The following is a 16,254-nucleotide window of genomic DNA, read 5'->3' as shown; positions in this document are numbered from 1 at the left end:
CTGCCCCCAGCGCTACAATTTACCGACAGATACTCCGTAACTTAACGAGGAATAATTACTATAGAGCTATCGCGGTCATCATCTTCAAAAATTGCCCCTAACCGCATCAAAACCCGTCTCATCTGATTAGAAATACCTCTATTTTTAGCGAACCTAGCCCCTTTAACTTTTGCCCCCCTAATGTCAGCATCACTAAAATCAGCCCCCCTGAGATTGGCACCATGTAACTCGGTAAGATTCATCTTCGCACTTCTGAGATTAGCACTCCTAAGGTCAGCATTTTCAAAGATAGCCAAACTCAAGTCAGCTCCCTGAAGATCAACTCCCCTGAGATCACTGTGACTTAAGTCAGTACGAATCAGCTCAGCTTTGCGTAGCTTGGCACGAATCAGATGGACATAACTCAAATTAGCACGAATCAGGCAGACTTGGGTCATATCTGCTAAACTTAAATCAGCACCTTTGAGATTAGTTCCCCTCAGTTTCGCACCTTTGAGATTAGCTTCACTAAGCTCAGCACGGCTCAAGTTAGCATAAGATAAATCAACACACCTCAAATCAGCCCCCCCCAGGTGGGCACGGATGAAGTTAGTGCCCTGAAGGTTAGCTCTGCTCAAAATCGCACTACCCAGATTAGCCCCCCTGAGTTTAGCCCCCTGGAGGTAAGCACCTCCCAATTTAGCCTCGCTAAGATTGACACCAGTCAGGTCAGTTTTCCTGACGTCAGCTCCCCTCAAGTCAGCACCACTGAGATCACCATCCCTGACATTAGCCCCATCTAATCGTATCCCCCTCAGGTCAGCACCACCAAGGCTTACCCCCTGGAGATTAGCACTCCTGAAGTGGCTCATGCTTAGATTCGCACGACTGAAATCAGCCCCCCTCAAGTCAGCATTACATAAGTTGGCACCTTGGAGGTTAGCCCCCCGGAAATCCGTTCCTCTGAAATCCGCTGCCATCAACCTAGCTTGGCTGAGGTCAGTGTAACTTAAGTCAGCTGCAGTGAAGTCATCAGCCAGATTCAGCCCAACCATTGCGGTCAACTGCTCAAGATTGTCTGTTTCTGCCACTAAAACCCGCTTGATCAGGCTTAGCAGAATCGGTTGAGATTTTTCCTCACCCATATTGCAATTCCACTCGAGACAGATAGGGCTTAAGTCTAGTTACCAACAAATGTTCCACAATCAGTCTGTTTAGCACAACGGTTTTATTGCGGGTAAGGTTTGAGGACCACAACCCCTCAACTTCAGTTACACAAATATCCCGCTGGGATACTTCAAAGATTGCTTGGATACAACAGGGTAAAGCAGTGACATTGACAGTTGCTAGCTTTACCCGATTCAGGGAACCAAATAAAACACCATTCCCCTTCTCTTCTTCAAAAATCCAGGCAGGATTTTCTGCCGAAACTTGATTGGTAATGTGGCACCAGGAAACTTGGTCAGTCTCGTGGGATGTCTCGTAGGATTGCAGTTGGGATGTCTCGTAGAATTCTGGTTGATATTCTAGTTGGGATGTCTCGTGGGATTGCGATTGGGTAGCTTCTGGAGTAACAACACCTCCCCCTTTTTCCCTGTTGCCATTAGGATCTGTTGGACGCTGGTTGATATCACAACTAGGCCATGATGACTGTTGATTACCTACTGTTACCAGTTGAAGATAACCACCAAGGTCACGGAATTCATAGGGGATATTACCATTTTGGAGATGAAGACGCAGTACTCCACCTTTGAGTCCAAATTTAACACGACCTTCGAGCAACTGTTCCCACTGTTGCTTAAATTGGATGGTTAGGTATAAATGAATCTGCGGGATTTTAGAGGGTTTTTGCCAAAACTTACGTTTTTGTTTATTTGGCGGAATCAGCGTTCCTTCCAATTTCATCCCTAAGCAATCTAGGCATTTATTCTTAGGCTCAGGTGGAGGCATGTAATAGCAAAGGGAACAGGGAATAGGGAATAGGGAATAGGGAGTAGGGAGTAGGGAGTAGGGAGTAGGGAGTAGCGATGCAGCGCGGTCTTGGGGAGCCAGTGCCTTCATGCGGGGGTTCCCCCCATGAGCAACTGGCGTGGTTTCCCCCACTCGCGCTTTGCATCAAGACGGGAGTAGGGAATTTACGATCCAAAACTCCCACAATTCCTACACGGATTGCTAAAGTAAATGCTATGTTAATAACCTAAGGTTAAGGCACCAGGTCGGCGAGGATCAGATGCACCTTCAAATGAATTGTTAATGTACATAATACTCTGGGTACTCCCCATAGCATTAGCCACCGAAATCTTATATCCTTTATACTTCAATAACTGGATTGTATCACCATTCAAACCCTGTTCTATAAAAAGTTGATCCGGTAACCATTGATGATGTACCCGAATGGCATTAGTAGCTGTAGCAATATTGAGCTGGTGATCAATTACATTCATAATCAATTGCAAAACGGTGGTAATAATCCTACTCCCCCCGGGACTGCCAGTGACTAGATAAGGGTTACCATCTTTGAGCACAATTGTTGGGGTCATAGAACTCAGCATTCTTTTTTCCGGTGCTATAGCATTGAATTCTGCTCCAGTTAACCCAAAAGCATTAGGGACTCCTGGCTTAGCTGAAAAATCATCCATTTCATTGTTGAGGAGAATACCCGTTCCCGGTACTGTAATTTTACTGCCATAGCTGAAGTTTAAAGTATAGGTATTAGCAACAGCATTGCCATACTTATCCATCACTGAATAATGGGTGGTATCATTGCTTTCTACCCGTTGAGTAGGATTACCAGGGGCAATTTCTGAACTGGGAGTTGCTTGATAGGGATTAATCCGTTGACGGATGCTTTCACCATAGGTTTTAGAGGTTAATTCAGCAATCGGAACGGGCACAAAGTCAGGATCTCCTAAAAACTTAGAACGGTCAGCATAAGCTAACTTCATACTTTCCGTCATTAAATGAATGGTTTGGGCAGTATTATGTCCCAGTTTCCGAATCGGAAATGCTTCTAAGGTATTCAACATCTGCACCAGATGGATACCCCCAGAGCTTGGAGGTGGCATAGAATAAATCTCATAGCCCCGATAAGTGCCCCGAATCGGCTCTCGAATCACGGGTTTATAGGTCGCTAAATCCTCTTTGGTAATCAGACCACCATTGGCTTCCATGTCTGCTACGATAGCCGATGCGATCGCACCATCATAAAAAGCTTTAGCCCCATATTTAGCAATCAGCTTTAAACTACGGGCTAAATCCTTTTGTATCAAGATTTCCCCTACCTGATAAGGCACGCCCCCTGGCTTATAAAAAATAGCCATACTCGCCTCAGAAGCCTGCATTCGCTGCTGAGAGTATCTCAGAGAGCGGAACAAATCTTCAGAAACTGGGAACCCTTTTTCTGCTAATTTAATAGCTGGTTGTAATGCCCGTTCTAAGGAAATAGTGCCGTATTTTTCCAGTGCCATGGTTAACCCAGCTACGGTACCAGGAACACCTACAGATAAATAACTGTATCGAGACTTTTCTGGGTCAACCTCACCATTATTATCCAGGAACATATCACGAGTAGCAGCGATTGGTGCTTTCTCCCGATAATCAATAGCAATGGTTTGGTTATCCTTGGCCAGATGTAAGAGCATAAAGCCACCGCCACCGAGATTCCCAGCTCGCGGTAAGGTTACCGCTAGGGTAAACCCAATGGTTACCGCAGCATCAACAGCATTGCCACCTTCTTTTAAAACGGCTAAACCAGCTTCTGAGGCATAGCGTTCTTGAGAGGAAACCATACCGTTGTTAGCGATAACGGGATGAAAGATATCTTTTCTGCTAAAGATAACTGTGTCTTGAGCAGAGGCGCTGCCAGCACTAATGAAAATTAGAGTAGTCAGACAAGTGATGATGAATTTATATTTTCTAGCTATCTTGCCCATGGGATAGTTGAGGGACTATTTAGGGATTGGAAATGATTTTCGGCTTTCGGAAAGATACTATAACGGTTTCCACCAGCGCTACTAGGGAGTCGGGAGTCGGGAATCGGGAATCGGGAATCGGGAGTCGGGAGTCGGGGGGATTACTTTTGTCTGTTGCCTCTTGCCTCTTGCCTATTCCCTGTTCCCTGTTCCCTACACACAGCCATATATCACTAATCGCACCAAAAGTTTGTACTTAACTTGACAGTAATTTTGACTGCTTAATGATGAGTCTTTAAGGGGTGCAATTAATCCCGACTAAAAAAGTCGGGTATGGTTGACGGACATTTTGAGGTATGTTACTTTTAATCAAGTCTTGACGGAACGTAATTAGAGAGCGTAATTAGAGATATACCCATGAGCCAAGCCACAATTACTCCCAAAACCCAGGCATCTACCGCATTTACCAAATTGAAGTGTAAAGAGTGTGGTGCGGAGTATGAGCCCAAGGCAATGCACGTTTGTGAGGAATGCTTTGGTCCGTTGGAAGTAAAATATGACTACGGTACCCTCAGAAGCCATGTAACCCGGCAGAGCATTGAGGCAGGTCCGAAATCGATCTGGCGCTATCGTTCTTTCTTACCCCTTGCCACTGATAACTATATTGATGTTGGTACGGGAATGACTCCCTTAGTGAAATCGACTCGCTTGGCTAGACGCTTAGGGTTAAAAAATCTCTACATTAAAAATGATGCCGTCAACATGCCCACCCTGAGCTTCAAAGACCGGGTGGTATCAGTAGCTCTAAGTAGAGCACGGGAGTTAGGCTTCTCAACGGTATCCTGTGCTAGTACTGGAAACTTAGCGAATTCTACTGCTGCGATCGCAGCTCATGCTGGACTCGACTGCTGCGTGTTTATCCCTGCTGACCTGGAAGCGGGTAAAGTGATGGGCACTCTGATTTACAACCCCACATTAATGGCAGTCAAAGGCAACTACGACCAAGTCAACCGCCTCTGTTGTGAAGTAGCCAACACCCACGGTTGGGGATTTGTGAACATTAACCTACGTCCCTACTACTCAGAAGGCTCTAAAACTCTGGGCTTTGAAGTCGCTGAACAACTAGGTTGGCAACTACCGGATCATATTGTTGCTCCCTTGGCATCAGGTTCCCTATACACCAAAATCTACAAAGGCTTCCAAGAATTCATCAAAGTCGGTCTAGTAGAAGATAAATCAGTGCGCTTCAGTGGTGCTCAAGCAGAAGGTTGCTCCCCGATCGCTCAAGCTTTCAAAGAAGGACGGGACTTTATTACTCCAGTCAAGCCGAACACTATTGCTAAATCTATTGCGATTGGAAACCCAGCCGACGGCATCTACGCTTTAGAAATAGCTAAGAAAACTAACGGAAACATTGAATCCGTGACTGATGCAGAAGTTATCGAAGGGATGAAGTTGCTAGCAGAAACCGAAGGAATCTTCACAGAAACTGCAGGAGGTACTACAATTGCTGTACTCAAGAAGTTGGTAGAAGCTGGTAAAATTGACCCCGATGAAACTACAGTAGCCTACATCACTGGTAATGGCTTGAAGACCCAAGAAGCAGTTCAAGGTTATGTGGGTGAACCTTTGGTAATTGAACCAAAACTAGACAATTTCGAGCAAGCATTAGAGCGGGCTAACACCCTAGACCGTCTGGAATGGCAGCAAGTTTTAGTTTAAGCAGTCAGCAGTCAGCAATCAGCAGTCAGCAGTCAGCAGTCAGCAATCAGCAGTCAGCTATCATCTGATTTTATTCAAAAGCATCGATCTAGTAGCGTGGCACAGGCTTCTAGCCTGTGATAACCCATAAGCTGATAACTGATAGCTGATAACTGATAGCTGATAGCTGATTGCTGATAGCTGATGGCTTACCATTCAACCTTCAAAATTGAGAATTCAAAGCAAGATATTGATTATGGCTGTAAAAGTTTTAATTCCTACTCCTTTACAAAAATATACCCAAGAGCAAGCAACAGTAGAATGCGAGGGAACGAATGTTTCTGAACTGATCGAATCCCTGGAAAGTAATTGTCCTGGCATTAAACAACGACTGTGCGATGAGCAGGGTAAACCCCGTCGATTTTTGAATCTCTACGTGAACGGGGAAGATATCCGCTTGTTGGACAATACAGAAACAAAACTCAACAATGGGGATGAAGTGAGTATTGTCACAGCTGTTGCTGGTGGTTAGACAGATACTCAGCACTCAGCACTCAGCACTCAGCAGTTGGCCATTCGCCTTGGTCTTTTGGCCACGCTACGGGAATGGCTTATAGCTTACTGCTTAAAAGATAGAGTAATTTTCAGTAACCTTTGAGCAATATTGCTTATCCTTTCAAGACAATAGGCATGCTAGCAATAGGCAATAGTGATGCAGCCGCTAATGGGATTAACCCCCTTAGGTCTGCGCTGCATCCCGACTCGCGACTCCCTCGGTGCGCTTGACTCCTGATCGGGGAACCTGAGCTGGGCTCTAAATCAGTGAATATTTTGCTGCCGCGATGGCAGTCTGTGTCCCCACAGCAGTTCAGTTCTGTAACTGGCACAACGGCAGTCTGCTATAGTTGCTGGATTTCAGTATATTAAAATTATATTATTAAATCGTATATTAAAAACTATAGCCTCTAGAGTAACTTAGTGACTAAAACTTGGTGAGTGAAACTTGGTGAGTGAAACTTAGTGAGTGAAACTTAGTGAGTGAAACTTGGTGAGTGAAACTTGGTGAGTAAAACTTGGTGAGTAAGTTCGCGGTATTAGCCGACAGACGAATATTCCTTTAGTATATCAGATCAGAAACTAAAACTATAAAATAATTTTTTTTCGTTATTATCATCAGTAGGATTAGTAGTAATAGCTAGGTAGTCTCAGTAGCTCATAGCCATGGGCAATCCTAGAGCTGGTTAACAAAAACCTCAATAATGGTTGAATTTATAAAACACTAAATAGATTAAGTAATTAAGTAGTTTGCCGCCTTATATCCATGAGACAATCCCTGAAAAACTTCCCCCGACTCAAACGTGTTCTTTTCACTGGAGCGATCGCAACCACAGCAGTTTGGTCTTGGGCAACACCGATTAATGGTAGCTCTGTGGTTGTAGCATTTCAGGATAGCCCCAAAACAATTGTTGATGAAGTTTGGCAAACTGTAAATCGGGAATATGTCGATAACACCTTTAACCAAGTTGACTGGCAAGCGACTAGGCACGAACTCCTCAGCAGAAGCTACGCTTCAAAGGAAGAAGCCTATAAAGCGATTCGGAAAGCCCTAAAAACCTTAGAAGACCCCTACACCCGCTTTTTAGAGCCAGAAAAGTTCCAAGCCTTGACAAACCAAACCGTTGGTGAACTGTCTGGTGTAGGTATTCGCATGGAAATAGAAAAGCAGACCGAGACCCCGTTGATCATTGAACCGATTGAAAATTCCCCAGCGTTTAAGGCAGGTATTAAAGCTGGGGATAGGATTTTAGCTGTAGATAGCAAATCTACGAAAGGGTTAAGTCTCGAAGATGCGTCGGGACTAATCCGGGGTAAAGTGGGAACATCAGTGACTTTGCGGATTGCTCGACCAGGACAGGGAATCTTTGAGATACAACTAACCCGAGCTCAGATAGAAATCCCCTCTGTTCGTTACAGCGTCAAGCAAGAAGGGAATCTGCGAGTGGGTTATATTAGCTTAAATGAATTTAGTTCCCATGCAGCTGAACAAATGCAACGGGCAATTAGGAACCTAAATCAGCAGAAGGTGAATGCTTATGTCCTAGATCTGCGGGGAAATCCAGGCGGATTGCTTTTTTCGAGTATTGAAATTGCCCGGATGTGGATGCAAGAGGGAGAAATTGTTAGCACTATAGACCGGATCGGTGGTAAACAGGCATACACCGCTAATCGAACGGCCTTGACCAATCTGCCCTTAGCGATTCTAGTGGATGGTAACTCGGCTAGTGCTAGTGAGATTCTAACTGGTGCTCTCAAAGATAACAAACGCGCTACTGTTATCGGTTCTCGGACCTTTGGTAAAGCCGCTGTCCAGTCTGTCCATGCCTTATCCGATGGTTCAGGTTTAACGGTGACTGTCTCTCGTTACTACCTACCCAGTGGTGAAGATATTAGTTTAAAAGGAATTGTGCCCGATATTCGCCAAGAGTTGACCCTTGAGCAACGGCAACAGCTATCTCGTCAACCGGGATGGCGTGGCACTAGCAAGGATCCTCAATACGGAAAAGCGATCGCAGTTTTAAAATCAACTACTCCCTCTCAGGCTGAAACCCTAAGTCAACCCATAAACTCAGGTAGGGTCTGGTAGAATTAAGAATTAAGAATTGAGAATGAAGAATTAAGAATTAAGAATTGAGAATTGAGAATTGAGAATTGAGAATTAAGAATTGAGAATTGAGAATTGAGAATTGAGAATTGAGAATTGAGAATTGAGAATTGAGTTCCTTCTACATTCTACATTCTACATTCTACATTCTACATTCTACATTCTACATTCTACATTCTTCATTCTTTAGATGATATCAGTGACTCGATCAAGACAGTTGTTTATCAACTAGTACTTATTTCGTACGTATTCAATACTCTCACTAATCCCACCAGAGAAAGGCAAACAGAGGGAAGTGTGGGAAAATCGGGAAATGGAAAAATGGAGAAATACCAGATATTGTTATTAACGCTAATTTCGATATCATAACCTTTAACCTTAAACCTTCTAACCTTCAACCTTTAATAACCTTAAACCTTCTAACCTTAAACCTTCTAACCTTCAACCTTTAATAACCTTAAACCTTCTAACCTTCAACCTTCTAACCTTCAACCTTCTAACCTTCTAACCTTAAACAAAAAAAAATAGCCGCAGAAAACCTTCCACGGCTAGGATTTTTTAGTTATGCCTCAACTTTCTAAACCAATCCAGAAATGATCCCATAGGATTGACCAAAGGTCACGCTACGTGAACAAAACTGATACTTTGGCCAGGGGGGTTACCCCCCCTATAATTTAATAGTTTAACCTAAATTTAAATACTTGGTCATCATGGTGATGAATTCGCCAGGAATTCCAGTCGGCTGAAGGGGGCTCCACTCGGAGATTTCGGCGTAACCCCGTGCATAAAGGGTATGCATGGTGTTGTTTATTGCCCGGCGAGACCCCTTCAAAATGTGCTTAATGGGGTATTTTTTTTGGGAAGGTTCCTGAGGAGTATTACTAGGATTGATATCCTCAGGATTGTTTTGTGGATCTGGGCGAAAGTTGTCAGGCATAATTCAAAATTGCTCTTGAAGCTTACAAATATAATCATAACTATTATGAATTTAATTGTCAAGGGTTTGTAGGATTTTTTTTTGAGGAGTAATTCGAAGAAAATGTAGAATTAAGAATGTAGAATTAAGAATTTAGTGCGTAGGGTGCGTTAGGGGCTGGCTCGCCTTTTAACTTTGTAGCTACTATTGGGATAGCCCGCCCCGTAACGCACCATCAAGTATAAGTTATAATCGCAAACGGGATACATAGTAAAAATGTTAGCGTTCCTTTTTTTTGTGGATTTAATTTACTGATAGCCTTGGAAACAGGAAATAAAAAAATCAACTATATCCGATAAGTTGTTTTAGGTATATAAAATGAATTATGATATTTTTTTACCCGACTCCCTGTATTTTTTTTGTTAGACTAAATCAAGATTGAATTTTATGGACATAAAAATAATACAATATAGTTAACTATATTTTTTAACTGATTCAACAAGTTTGGAAAAAACCTGAGATCACAGCCAGGTAATGATTAGTTGCTTACATCTGACTGACGTTAACTAGCAAAGATTTATGAACCGGGCAGTTATATTAACCGCTATTCCTGTTGAATACATTGCTGTTAAGGCTCATTTGAGCAATCTTCAAGAGGAAGAACATGAACAAGGGACAGTTTATGAACTAGGACAGTTTTCAGATAATGGTAAGTCCTGGGAAGTAGGAATTGTTGAGATTGGTCCAGGAAATACCAGAGCAGCAATGGAAACAGAAAGAGCGATCGCTTACTTCGATCCTGATGTTGTTCTGTTTGTAGGAGTAGCTGGAGGCATTAAAGATGTCAAACTCGGTGATGTGGTAGCTGCTACCAAAGTATATGGTTATGAATCTGGCAAAATCACACTAGAATTTGAACCTAGACCAGATGTAGGAGAAGCATCCTATAAGCTGATTCAACGAGCGAGAGCAGAAGCCAAAAAATCAGATTGGTTAGAAAGACTAACATCTGTTGACTCTACGGTTGACTCCCCTAGGGTTTTAGTCGCACCGATCGCCGCTGGGGAAAAAGTAGTTGCTTCAAAGAACTCCAGTACTTTTAAGTTATTGCAGAAGAACTATGGTGATGCAGTAGCAGTGGAAATGGAAGGAAGTGGTTTGCTTCAAGCTGCTCATGCTAATCACCAGGTATCGGCACTGATTATTCGTGGTATTTCTGATTTAATCGATAGCAAGAGTGAAGCCGATGCTGCTGGTTGGCAAGAAATAGCTGCACAGAATGCCAGTGCCTTTGCGTTTGAAATTCTGGCAAAGTTAACTATACCGATTGCACCGGGAAGAAAAAAAAAATTAAATTCTCCCACTAACATTGCTAATCGTGGCACTCCCTACTTTGTGGGTAGAGACGATCAACTTGAGCAGCTCCATCAGGAACTTCAACAGACCGATCGATTAGCAATTTGTGCCATTGCCGGAATGGGCGGTGTGGGCAAAACCGAATTAGCTCTACAATATGCTCTAAGTTATCAGGATAACTACCCTGGTGGTAGGTGCTGGTTTCCAGTGCGCGGGCTAGATCTGGGGAATCAAATTGTTAGTTTTGGGCGTACGGAATTAGGATTAACTATTCCAGATGAACTAGAGTTCAACGAGCAGGTAAGATACTGCTGGAGACATTGGCCAGAAGGAACAGTATTGATCGTGCTGGATGATGTCGCTTCTTTCAGCAATGACTACCAACAAACAATTAAACCCTATTTACCTCCAGCTGAATCCCGGTTCAAAGTACTGGTCACCAGTCGTCAGCGTCCAGGGGCTTCTTACCGACGAATTGACTTGGATGTACTATCCCCAGAGGCAGCATTAGAATTATTACGTAAGCTTGTTGGAAAAGAGCGCATTGAGAAAGAACTAACCGAAGCAGAAGCGTTATGTAAATGGTTGGGGTATTTGCCTTTGGGTTTGGAGTTAGTCGGACGATATTTAGATCTACATCCGACCTTAACCATTGCTAAAGTTCAGAAACGTTTAGAGAAAAAGAAATTAGCAGCTAAGGCATTACTTGATCCCACAGAAGAAGGGGAAATGACAGCCCAGTTGGGAGTAGCAGCAGCCTTTGAGTTATCTTGGGAAGATTTGAAAGATTGTCCAGAAGCCCAGCAGTTGGGATGTCGTCTGAGTCTGTTTGCTCAAGCTCCTTTTGAGTGGTCACTGGTAGAGAAGTGTGTTATCGAAACTGAAGATGAGGATGACTGGGAAGAAGCACAAGAAGACTTGGAAGAATTACGCGATCGCGTAGCGTGGCCTACGGCCAATCGCTCTTTGATCAATCGTAATCTGTTGCAACTGACTGAACAGCAAACCTATCAACTCCATCCACTAATTCGAGAATTTTTCCTGACCAAGCTGGCTCAATTACCAGAGGCCGACTCCTATAAGGAAAGCTTTTGTCAAACAATTGTGGCTGTGGCAAAAGAAATTTCTTATACACCAACTCGCGATCAGATTTCAGCAGTTAGCCCGGCCATCCCTCATTTAGCAGAAGTTGCCACAGTCTTAACTGACTGGCTCAGGGATGAAGATTTAATAGAGCCCTTTACTGGCTTAGGAAGATTCTCTGAGGGTCAAGGTACCTATGATCAGGCTGAACCCTGGTATGAGAAATGTTTAGAGATAACCAGAAGCCGCCTGGGAGAAGAACATCGCGATGTAGCCACTAGTCTAACCTACCTGGCAAATCTCTACCAAGCTCAGGGGCGTTACCATGAAGCCGAACCCCTCTTTGTCCAGGCTTTGGACATGTATAAGCAGCTGCTGGGTGAAGACCATTATGATGTAGCCAGTAGTCTCAACAACCTGGCAAATCTCTACAAAGCTCAGGGGCGTTACCATGAAGCGGAACCCCTCTTTTTCCAGGCTTTGGAGATTGCAGAACAGAAGTTAGGGTCAAATAATCCTAATACTATAAACTGTCGTAATAATCTAGAAAGTTTGCGCTATAACTTGTCACAGTAATCAGTATATAGAATGTAGAATTAAGAATTAAGAATTAAGAATTAAGAATTAAGAATTAAGAATTGAGAATTGACAATAACAAGGTACAATGCAAAATTTCTAAGATAGAAGGTAGAAGATCTAAGATAGAAGGTATAGCAGTCGTAGTAAAGCTTAACACATAATATTTCTGCTCCCTTTCAAACAAAATACTTTGTCCTAAACTATAATTCGGTTGCTATAAATTATTCATTCTAAGAGGATATCTGAAAAGTTTTTTGATACTGAATTTTGCCCCCCTAGCCCCCCAATTCTGGGGGGAACAAGAATCAATTTGCGGCTAAAAGTCCCCCAAAATTGGGGGATTTAGGGGGCTTTGATGTAGCAAATGATACTTCTCAGACAACCTCTAAATTCTCCATTCTAAATTCTAAATTCTAAATTCTAAATTCTAAATTTCCAACTAATTCCAATAACGCCAGTAAGGACGACCTTTCCAAAAGACCCCTAGGATTACTCCAATCACAGCATTCATGGAAAACCCAACTAACCCAAAAGGGATGGGAAGTTGGGACTTGAGCAATAAACCGACGATAAGGCACAACACTAAAGCCCAGAGACTAGAGGTCTTCAGGAATACCTGGGACTGCCAACGTTCACAAATATAAACTCCTAACACCCCAACTCCTATAGCCGCAGCCATAAACCAGATGATTGCTAGGGGTCTAGAAAATAGTAGCAGACGGAAAGTTTCTGATTGAGTCAAGACCCATATCAATAAGTTCTCTAGAGCAACTACCAGCACAGTGGTCAAAGCAGCTACTTTCGACAGAGGTAGCCAAGGCTGTTGCTTAAAAGTATTCCAAGGGTCATTCATGCTATGCTTCCTTTGACTTGGTTGATGATTATAAAAAAAAGTGTAGCGAGCTGGAAAACCCTGTCTGATCATGAACTTGCCAATCGTCTATCACCAGGACTATGTCGCACCTCTGCCAGACGGGCATCGCTTTCCCATGCCTAAATTTGGGAAACTCTACCAACTACTGCTACAAGAAGGCATTGCCACTCCTCAACAATTCCACACTCCAGACCTTCCCCCACTCGATTGGCTCCACCTGGTTCACACCCCCGCCTATGTTCAAGCTTACTGTCAAGGTACCCTTGACCCGAAAGCTGTGCGACGCATTGGCTTACCTTGGAGTCCAGCGTTAGTAAAGCGAACTTGTACTGCCGTAGGTGGCACGATTCTCACCGCTAAACTCGCCCTGAGTCAAGGGTTAGCCTTCAATACTGCTGGTGGTACCCATCATGCTTTTCCCAATTATGGCTCAGGGTTTTGTATCTTTAATGATTTAGCGATCGCATCCCGTGTCCTCCAACAACTGGGACTAGTTCAGAAAATTTTAATTGTTGACCTAGATGTCCACCAAGGAGACGGTACCGCCTTTATCTTCCAAAACGACCACAGTGTCTTCACCTTTTCCATGCACTGTGAAGTCAATTTCCCTAGCAAGAAACAAAAAAGTGACTTAGACGTTCCCCTACCAGAGGGAATAGATGATGATGCCTATCTACAAACTCTAGCCAAGTATCTTCCGGACTTACTCTCAGGATTCAAACCCAATTTAGTCCTCTACGATGCTGGAGTTGACCCCCATGTAGAAGACCACTTGGGCAAATTAGCCTTGACCGACACAGGAATCTACCGTCGGGATATCCAAGTGTTGAGTACCTGTGTAGCAGCGGGCATCCCAGTCGCTAGTGTTATTGGTGGTGGCTACGGAAATGATTTCGATGCCCTGATCTATCGCCACTCTTTACTTTACCGTGCTGCTCTCAAGGTCTATCGCCAGTTTAAGCTTTAATGGCAAACTAAAGACAGAGGAATTCTTTGGTCGTTATTGATAGGATTGATAGCTAGATAAGGTAGATAAACTCCCTAGAGCTACGGCCAACGCTACACCCGATTCCCAATTTACCATTCCCCATTAGAAAAAACTGTGCTGCTATCCAAAGGCTTTGAAGTAGAAATGTATACCGGCACTCCCGAAGGGGATATTGTCGGTTTTTCCGATCAGATTGTTGCATCCCTCGACGGATTTGTCCGAGAGCCAGATCAGCGCAATGTAGAATACACCACTGCTCCTTTATGTTGCTATGACCGTCTCTTATGTGCCTTAGTGCGTCCTCGACAGCAGCTGCGACAGTATTTAAAAAGCTTGGGTAACTATACTGTGATTCCCGGCAGTACCCTGTCCTTAGGTGGAAGCGATCGCTTTTACCGCTCTGACCCCAATAATCCTTACCATTCCTACATTGAGACCACCTACGGCACTAAAGTTGTCACTGCCAGCATCCATATCAATGTGGGCATCTCTGACCCAGAAATCCTGATGAGAGCTTGTCGTCTAGTGCGAATGGAAGCTCCACTGTATCTAGCCCTGAGTGCATCTTCCCCCTTTCTGGACGGTAAAACCACTGGCTATCACTCCACCCGCTGGGGAATGTTTCCCAAAACTCCCTCTGATGTTCCTTTATTTGAAAGCCATCGTCACTTTATCCAGTGGACTGAACAGCAACTCGCTGCTGGTACCATGTTTAATGTCCGTCATCTGTGGACCTCTGTGCGCCCCAATGGCAACCGACGCCCCTATGATCTCAACCGCCTAGAGCTGAGAATCTGTGATTTAATGGTCGATCCCATTGCCCTGTTATCGGTTATGGCACTATTGGAAGCACGCCTGATCCAACTGATTGATGATCCCAGCCTTGACCCCCTGGAGATAAGTACAATACCTGCCAACAACCGTTCCGCTGACTTGATTGCCCTCACAGATGCCAATGAAGTGGCTGCGGCTAAATCCAGTTTGGATGCCCAACTGAGGCATTGGCAGGATGGCAGACTAATTCTGGCAAGAGATTGGATTGAGGAACTTTATCAAGAGGTTTGGCCGGTAGCCAAAAAACAGGGTTTTAGTTGCTTCCTCTCACCGGTTCAGAAAATTCTACGGGAAGGAAACACCGCTTCGCAATGGTTACAACTTCATGGAGTGGGTTTTAATCCTCGCCAAGTGATGATTCAAGCCATTCAATCCATGGCTGAGCAAGAATCGCTACTAGAAGATCAATTGTGCCAGTCCCTGATAGCCTAACTTCCTGGCGTTGCGTCAGTCTTCGAATGAATAGGAGTAGAGTGGGCATCCTGCCCGCACCTAAAAACTCTTAAAATCATTCCATTATTAAGCAACGCCTTTGTTATTAAATTCAACTTAAACAATTAAACTTGTAACTACGAGGGTAGGGCAAATCCTCATTCGCCCTACCCTCTGATTACGAGGCCATTTTTTATGAATTTTTATAAAGTTTTTATAGTTTTTGTAAAGAAAACCGCCTTAATTGAATAATTTTTTTGCCAGGTGAAATGGTTTGAAATATAAGAATATTTAATATATGGTTCAACAAAAACTAATATAAGAAAAACATATGTGATCTATATCACTAGGTAGAGGTAATCTGAAATACATACAAAACTAGAGACCTTAGCTATGCCTATAGTACTATGACCTAAGATCTATATCGAATGCTCCTCGAACCTCAATCCCTTGAACTCATTCAAATAAATCTTTCCTGACACCCCTTCGCCCACACCCCACACCCCACACCCCACACTCAGTCAAGCGTTCAAGCTACTTGTGACCACTTAAAAAACCAATAGGCGATCGCCTATTGGTTTTTTAATCAGGGGTTTTAGACCCAGATTTGGTATGAATATAGATCACGGTCAAACGTGTTAAGGGTTTCTTGACACTGATACTTTTAACCCGGACAAATCGTGACATCCTGGACGTTTATTACGTCTGCGGAGTCAGATAAGCTGAGTACTACATCCCCGACACTGTCAAGGAAGGTGGTAATTACGGTCGATGCCTGGTATTATCCAGGGCACCTCCGCTCCAGAACCGTGCGTGAAGTCGGGTAAGGTTTGTAGATTACTCTACTCCCCTCCCCTAAGAACCGGACTTGACAGTTACCCATCATCCGGCTCAAGCCTTACTTCAAGCCTTCTGCTTGGTTTTCTTTTTGCCATGAAG

General features: G+C 43.7%; 12 protein-coding genes. 7 read left to right on the top strand and 5 right to left on the bottom strand.

The window, feature by feature from the left end:
* Positions 1-41: 41 nt before the first annotated feature.
* From F6K53_RS30150 to ggt, 3 genes are all read right to left on the bottom strand, one after another.
* On the bottom strand, positions 42-1,124 hold the full coding sequence (locus F6K53_RS30150) for a pentapeptide repeat-containing protein (RefSeq protein WP_293027808.1): 1,083 nt from the start codon (positions 1,122-1,124) through the stop codon (positions 42-44).
* Entirely contained in the window at positions 1,117-2,040 is a 924-nt protein-coding gene (locus F6K53_RS30145; protein WP_293027804.1) for a hypothetical protein, read from the bottom strand. The genes F6K53_RS30150 and F6K53_RS30145 overlap by 8 nt, the downstream gene beginning before the upstream one ends.
* Before the next feature lie 128 nt (positions 2,041-2,168).
* On the bottom strand, positions 2,169-3,911 hold the full coding sequence (ggt, locus tag F6K53_RS30140) for a gamma-glutamyltransferase (RefSeq protein ID WP_293070886.1): 1,743 nt from the start codon (positions 3,909-3,911) through the stop codon (positions 2,169-2,171).
* A gap of 32 nt (positions 3,912-3,943) precedes the next feature.
* Here ggt and F6K53_RS30135 point away from each other — a divergent pair, with 32 nt between their 5' ends.
* The 4 genes from F6K53_RS30135 (at position 3,944) to ctpB (ending at position 8,235) form a co-directional block, all read left to right on the top strand.
* Positions 3,944-4,150, top strand: coding sequence for a hypothetical protein (locus F6K53_RS30135; RefSeq protein WP_293027795.1), 207 nt, complete (start codon positions 3,944-3,946; stop codon positions 4,148-4,150).
* Between the two features lie 157 nt (positions 4,151-4,307).
* Positions 4,308-5,612, top strand: coding sequence for a threonine synthase (thrC, locus tag F6K53_RS30130; RefSeq protein WP_293027792.1), 1,305 nt, complete (start codon positions 4,308-4,310; stop codon positions 5,610-5,612).
* 235 nt (positions 5,613-5,847) lie between these two features.
* Positions 5,848-6,123 (top strand): MoaD/ThiS family protein, encoded by a 276-nt coding sequence (locus F6K53_RS30125; protein ID WP_293027789.1) that lies wholly within the window; start codon positions 5,848-5,850, stop codon positions 6,121-6,123.
* A gap of 789 nt (positions 6,124-6,912) precedes the next feature.
* Positions 6,913-8,235: a carboxyl-terminal processing protease CtpB gene (gene ctpB / locus F6K53_RS30120; RefSeq protein ID WP_293027786.1), complete on the top strand. Its 1,323-nt coding sequence runs from the start codon at positions 6,913-6,915 to the stop codon at positions 8,233-8,235.
* A 700-nt stretch (positions 8,236-8,935) separates the two neighbouring features.
* Here ctpB and F6K53_RS30115 read toward each other — a convergent pair.
* Positions 8,936-9,190, bottom strand: coding sequence for a hypothetical protein (locus F6K53_RS30115; RefSeq protein WP_293070889.1), 255 nt, complete (start codon positions 9,188-9,190; stop codon positions 8,936-8,938).
* A gap of 558 nt (positions 9,191-9,748) precedes the next feature.
* Here F6K53_RS30115 and F6K53_RS30110 point away from each other — a divergent pair.
* Complete coding sequence (locus tag F6K53_RS30110; protein WP_293070891.1) at positions 9,749-12,184, top strand: tetratricopeptide repeat protein; 2,436 nt, start codon at positions 9,749-9,751, stop codon at positions 12,182-12,184.
* Positions 12,185-12,626: 442 nt separating this feature from the next.
* On the opposite strand, the gene F6K53_RS30105 is transcribed toward F6K53_RS30110, so the two are convergent.
* On the bottom strand, positions 12,627-13,040 hold the full coding sequence (locus F6K53_RS30105; protein ID WP_293035690.1) for a peptide chain release factor 1: 414 nt from the start codon (positions 13,038-13,040) through the stop codon (positions 12,627-12,629).
* A 70-nt stretch (positions 13,041-13,110) separates the two neighbouring features.
* Here F6K53_RS30105 and F6K53_RS30100 point away from each other — a divergent pair, with 70 nt between their 5' ends.
* Positions 13,111-14,028 carry a histone deacetylase gene (locus tag F6K53_RS30100; RefSeq protein ID WP_293070893.1) on the top strand — a complete coding sequence of 306 codons (918 nt, stop codon included), beginning with the start codon at positions 13,111-13,113 and terminating at the stop codon, positions 14,026-14,028.
* Positions 14,029-14,163: 135 nt separating this feature from the next.
* Positions 14,164-15,315: a glutamate--cysteine ligase gene (gene gshA, locus F6K53_RS30095; protein WP_293083210.1), complete on the top strand. Its 1,152-nt coding sequence runs from the start codon at positions 14,164-14,166 to the stop codon at positions 15,313-15,315.
* Positions 15,316-16,254 lie beyond the last annotated feature (939 nt).

The sequence above is a fragment of the Moorena sp. SIO4A1 genome, assembly GCF_010672065.1.
GTDB lineage: Bacteria > Cyanobacteriota > Cyanobacteriia > Cyanobacteriales > Coleofasciculaceae > Moorena.
This window is presented reverse-complemented; position numbering and strand designations above follow the sequence as displayed.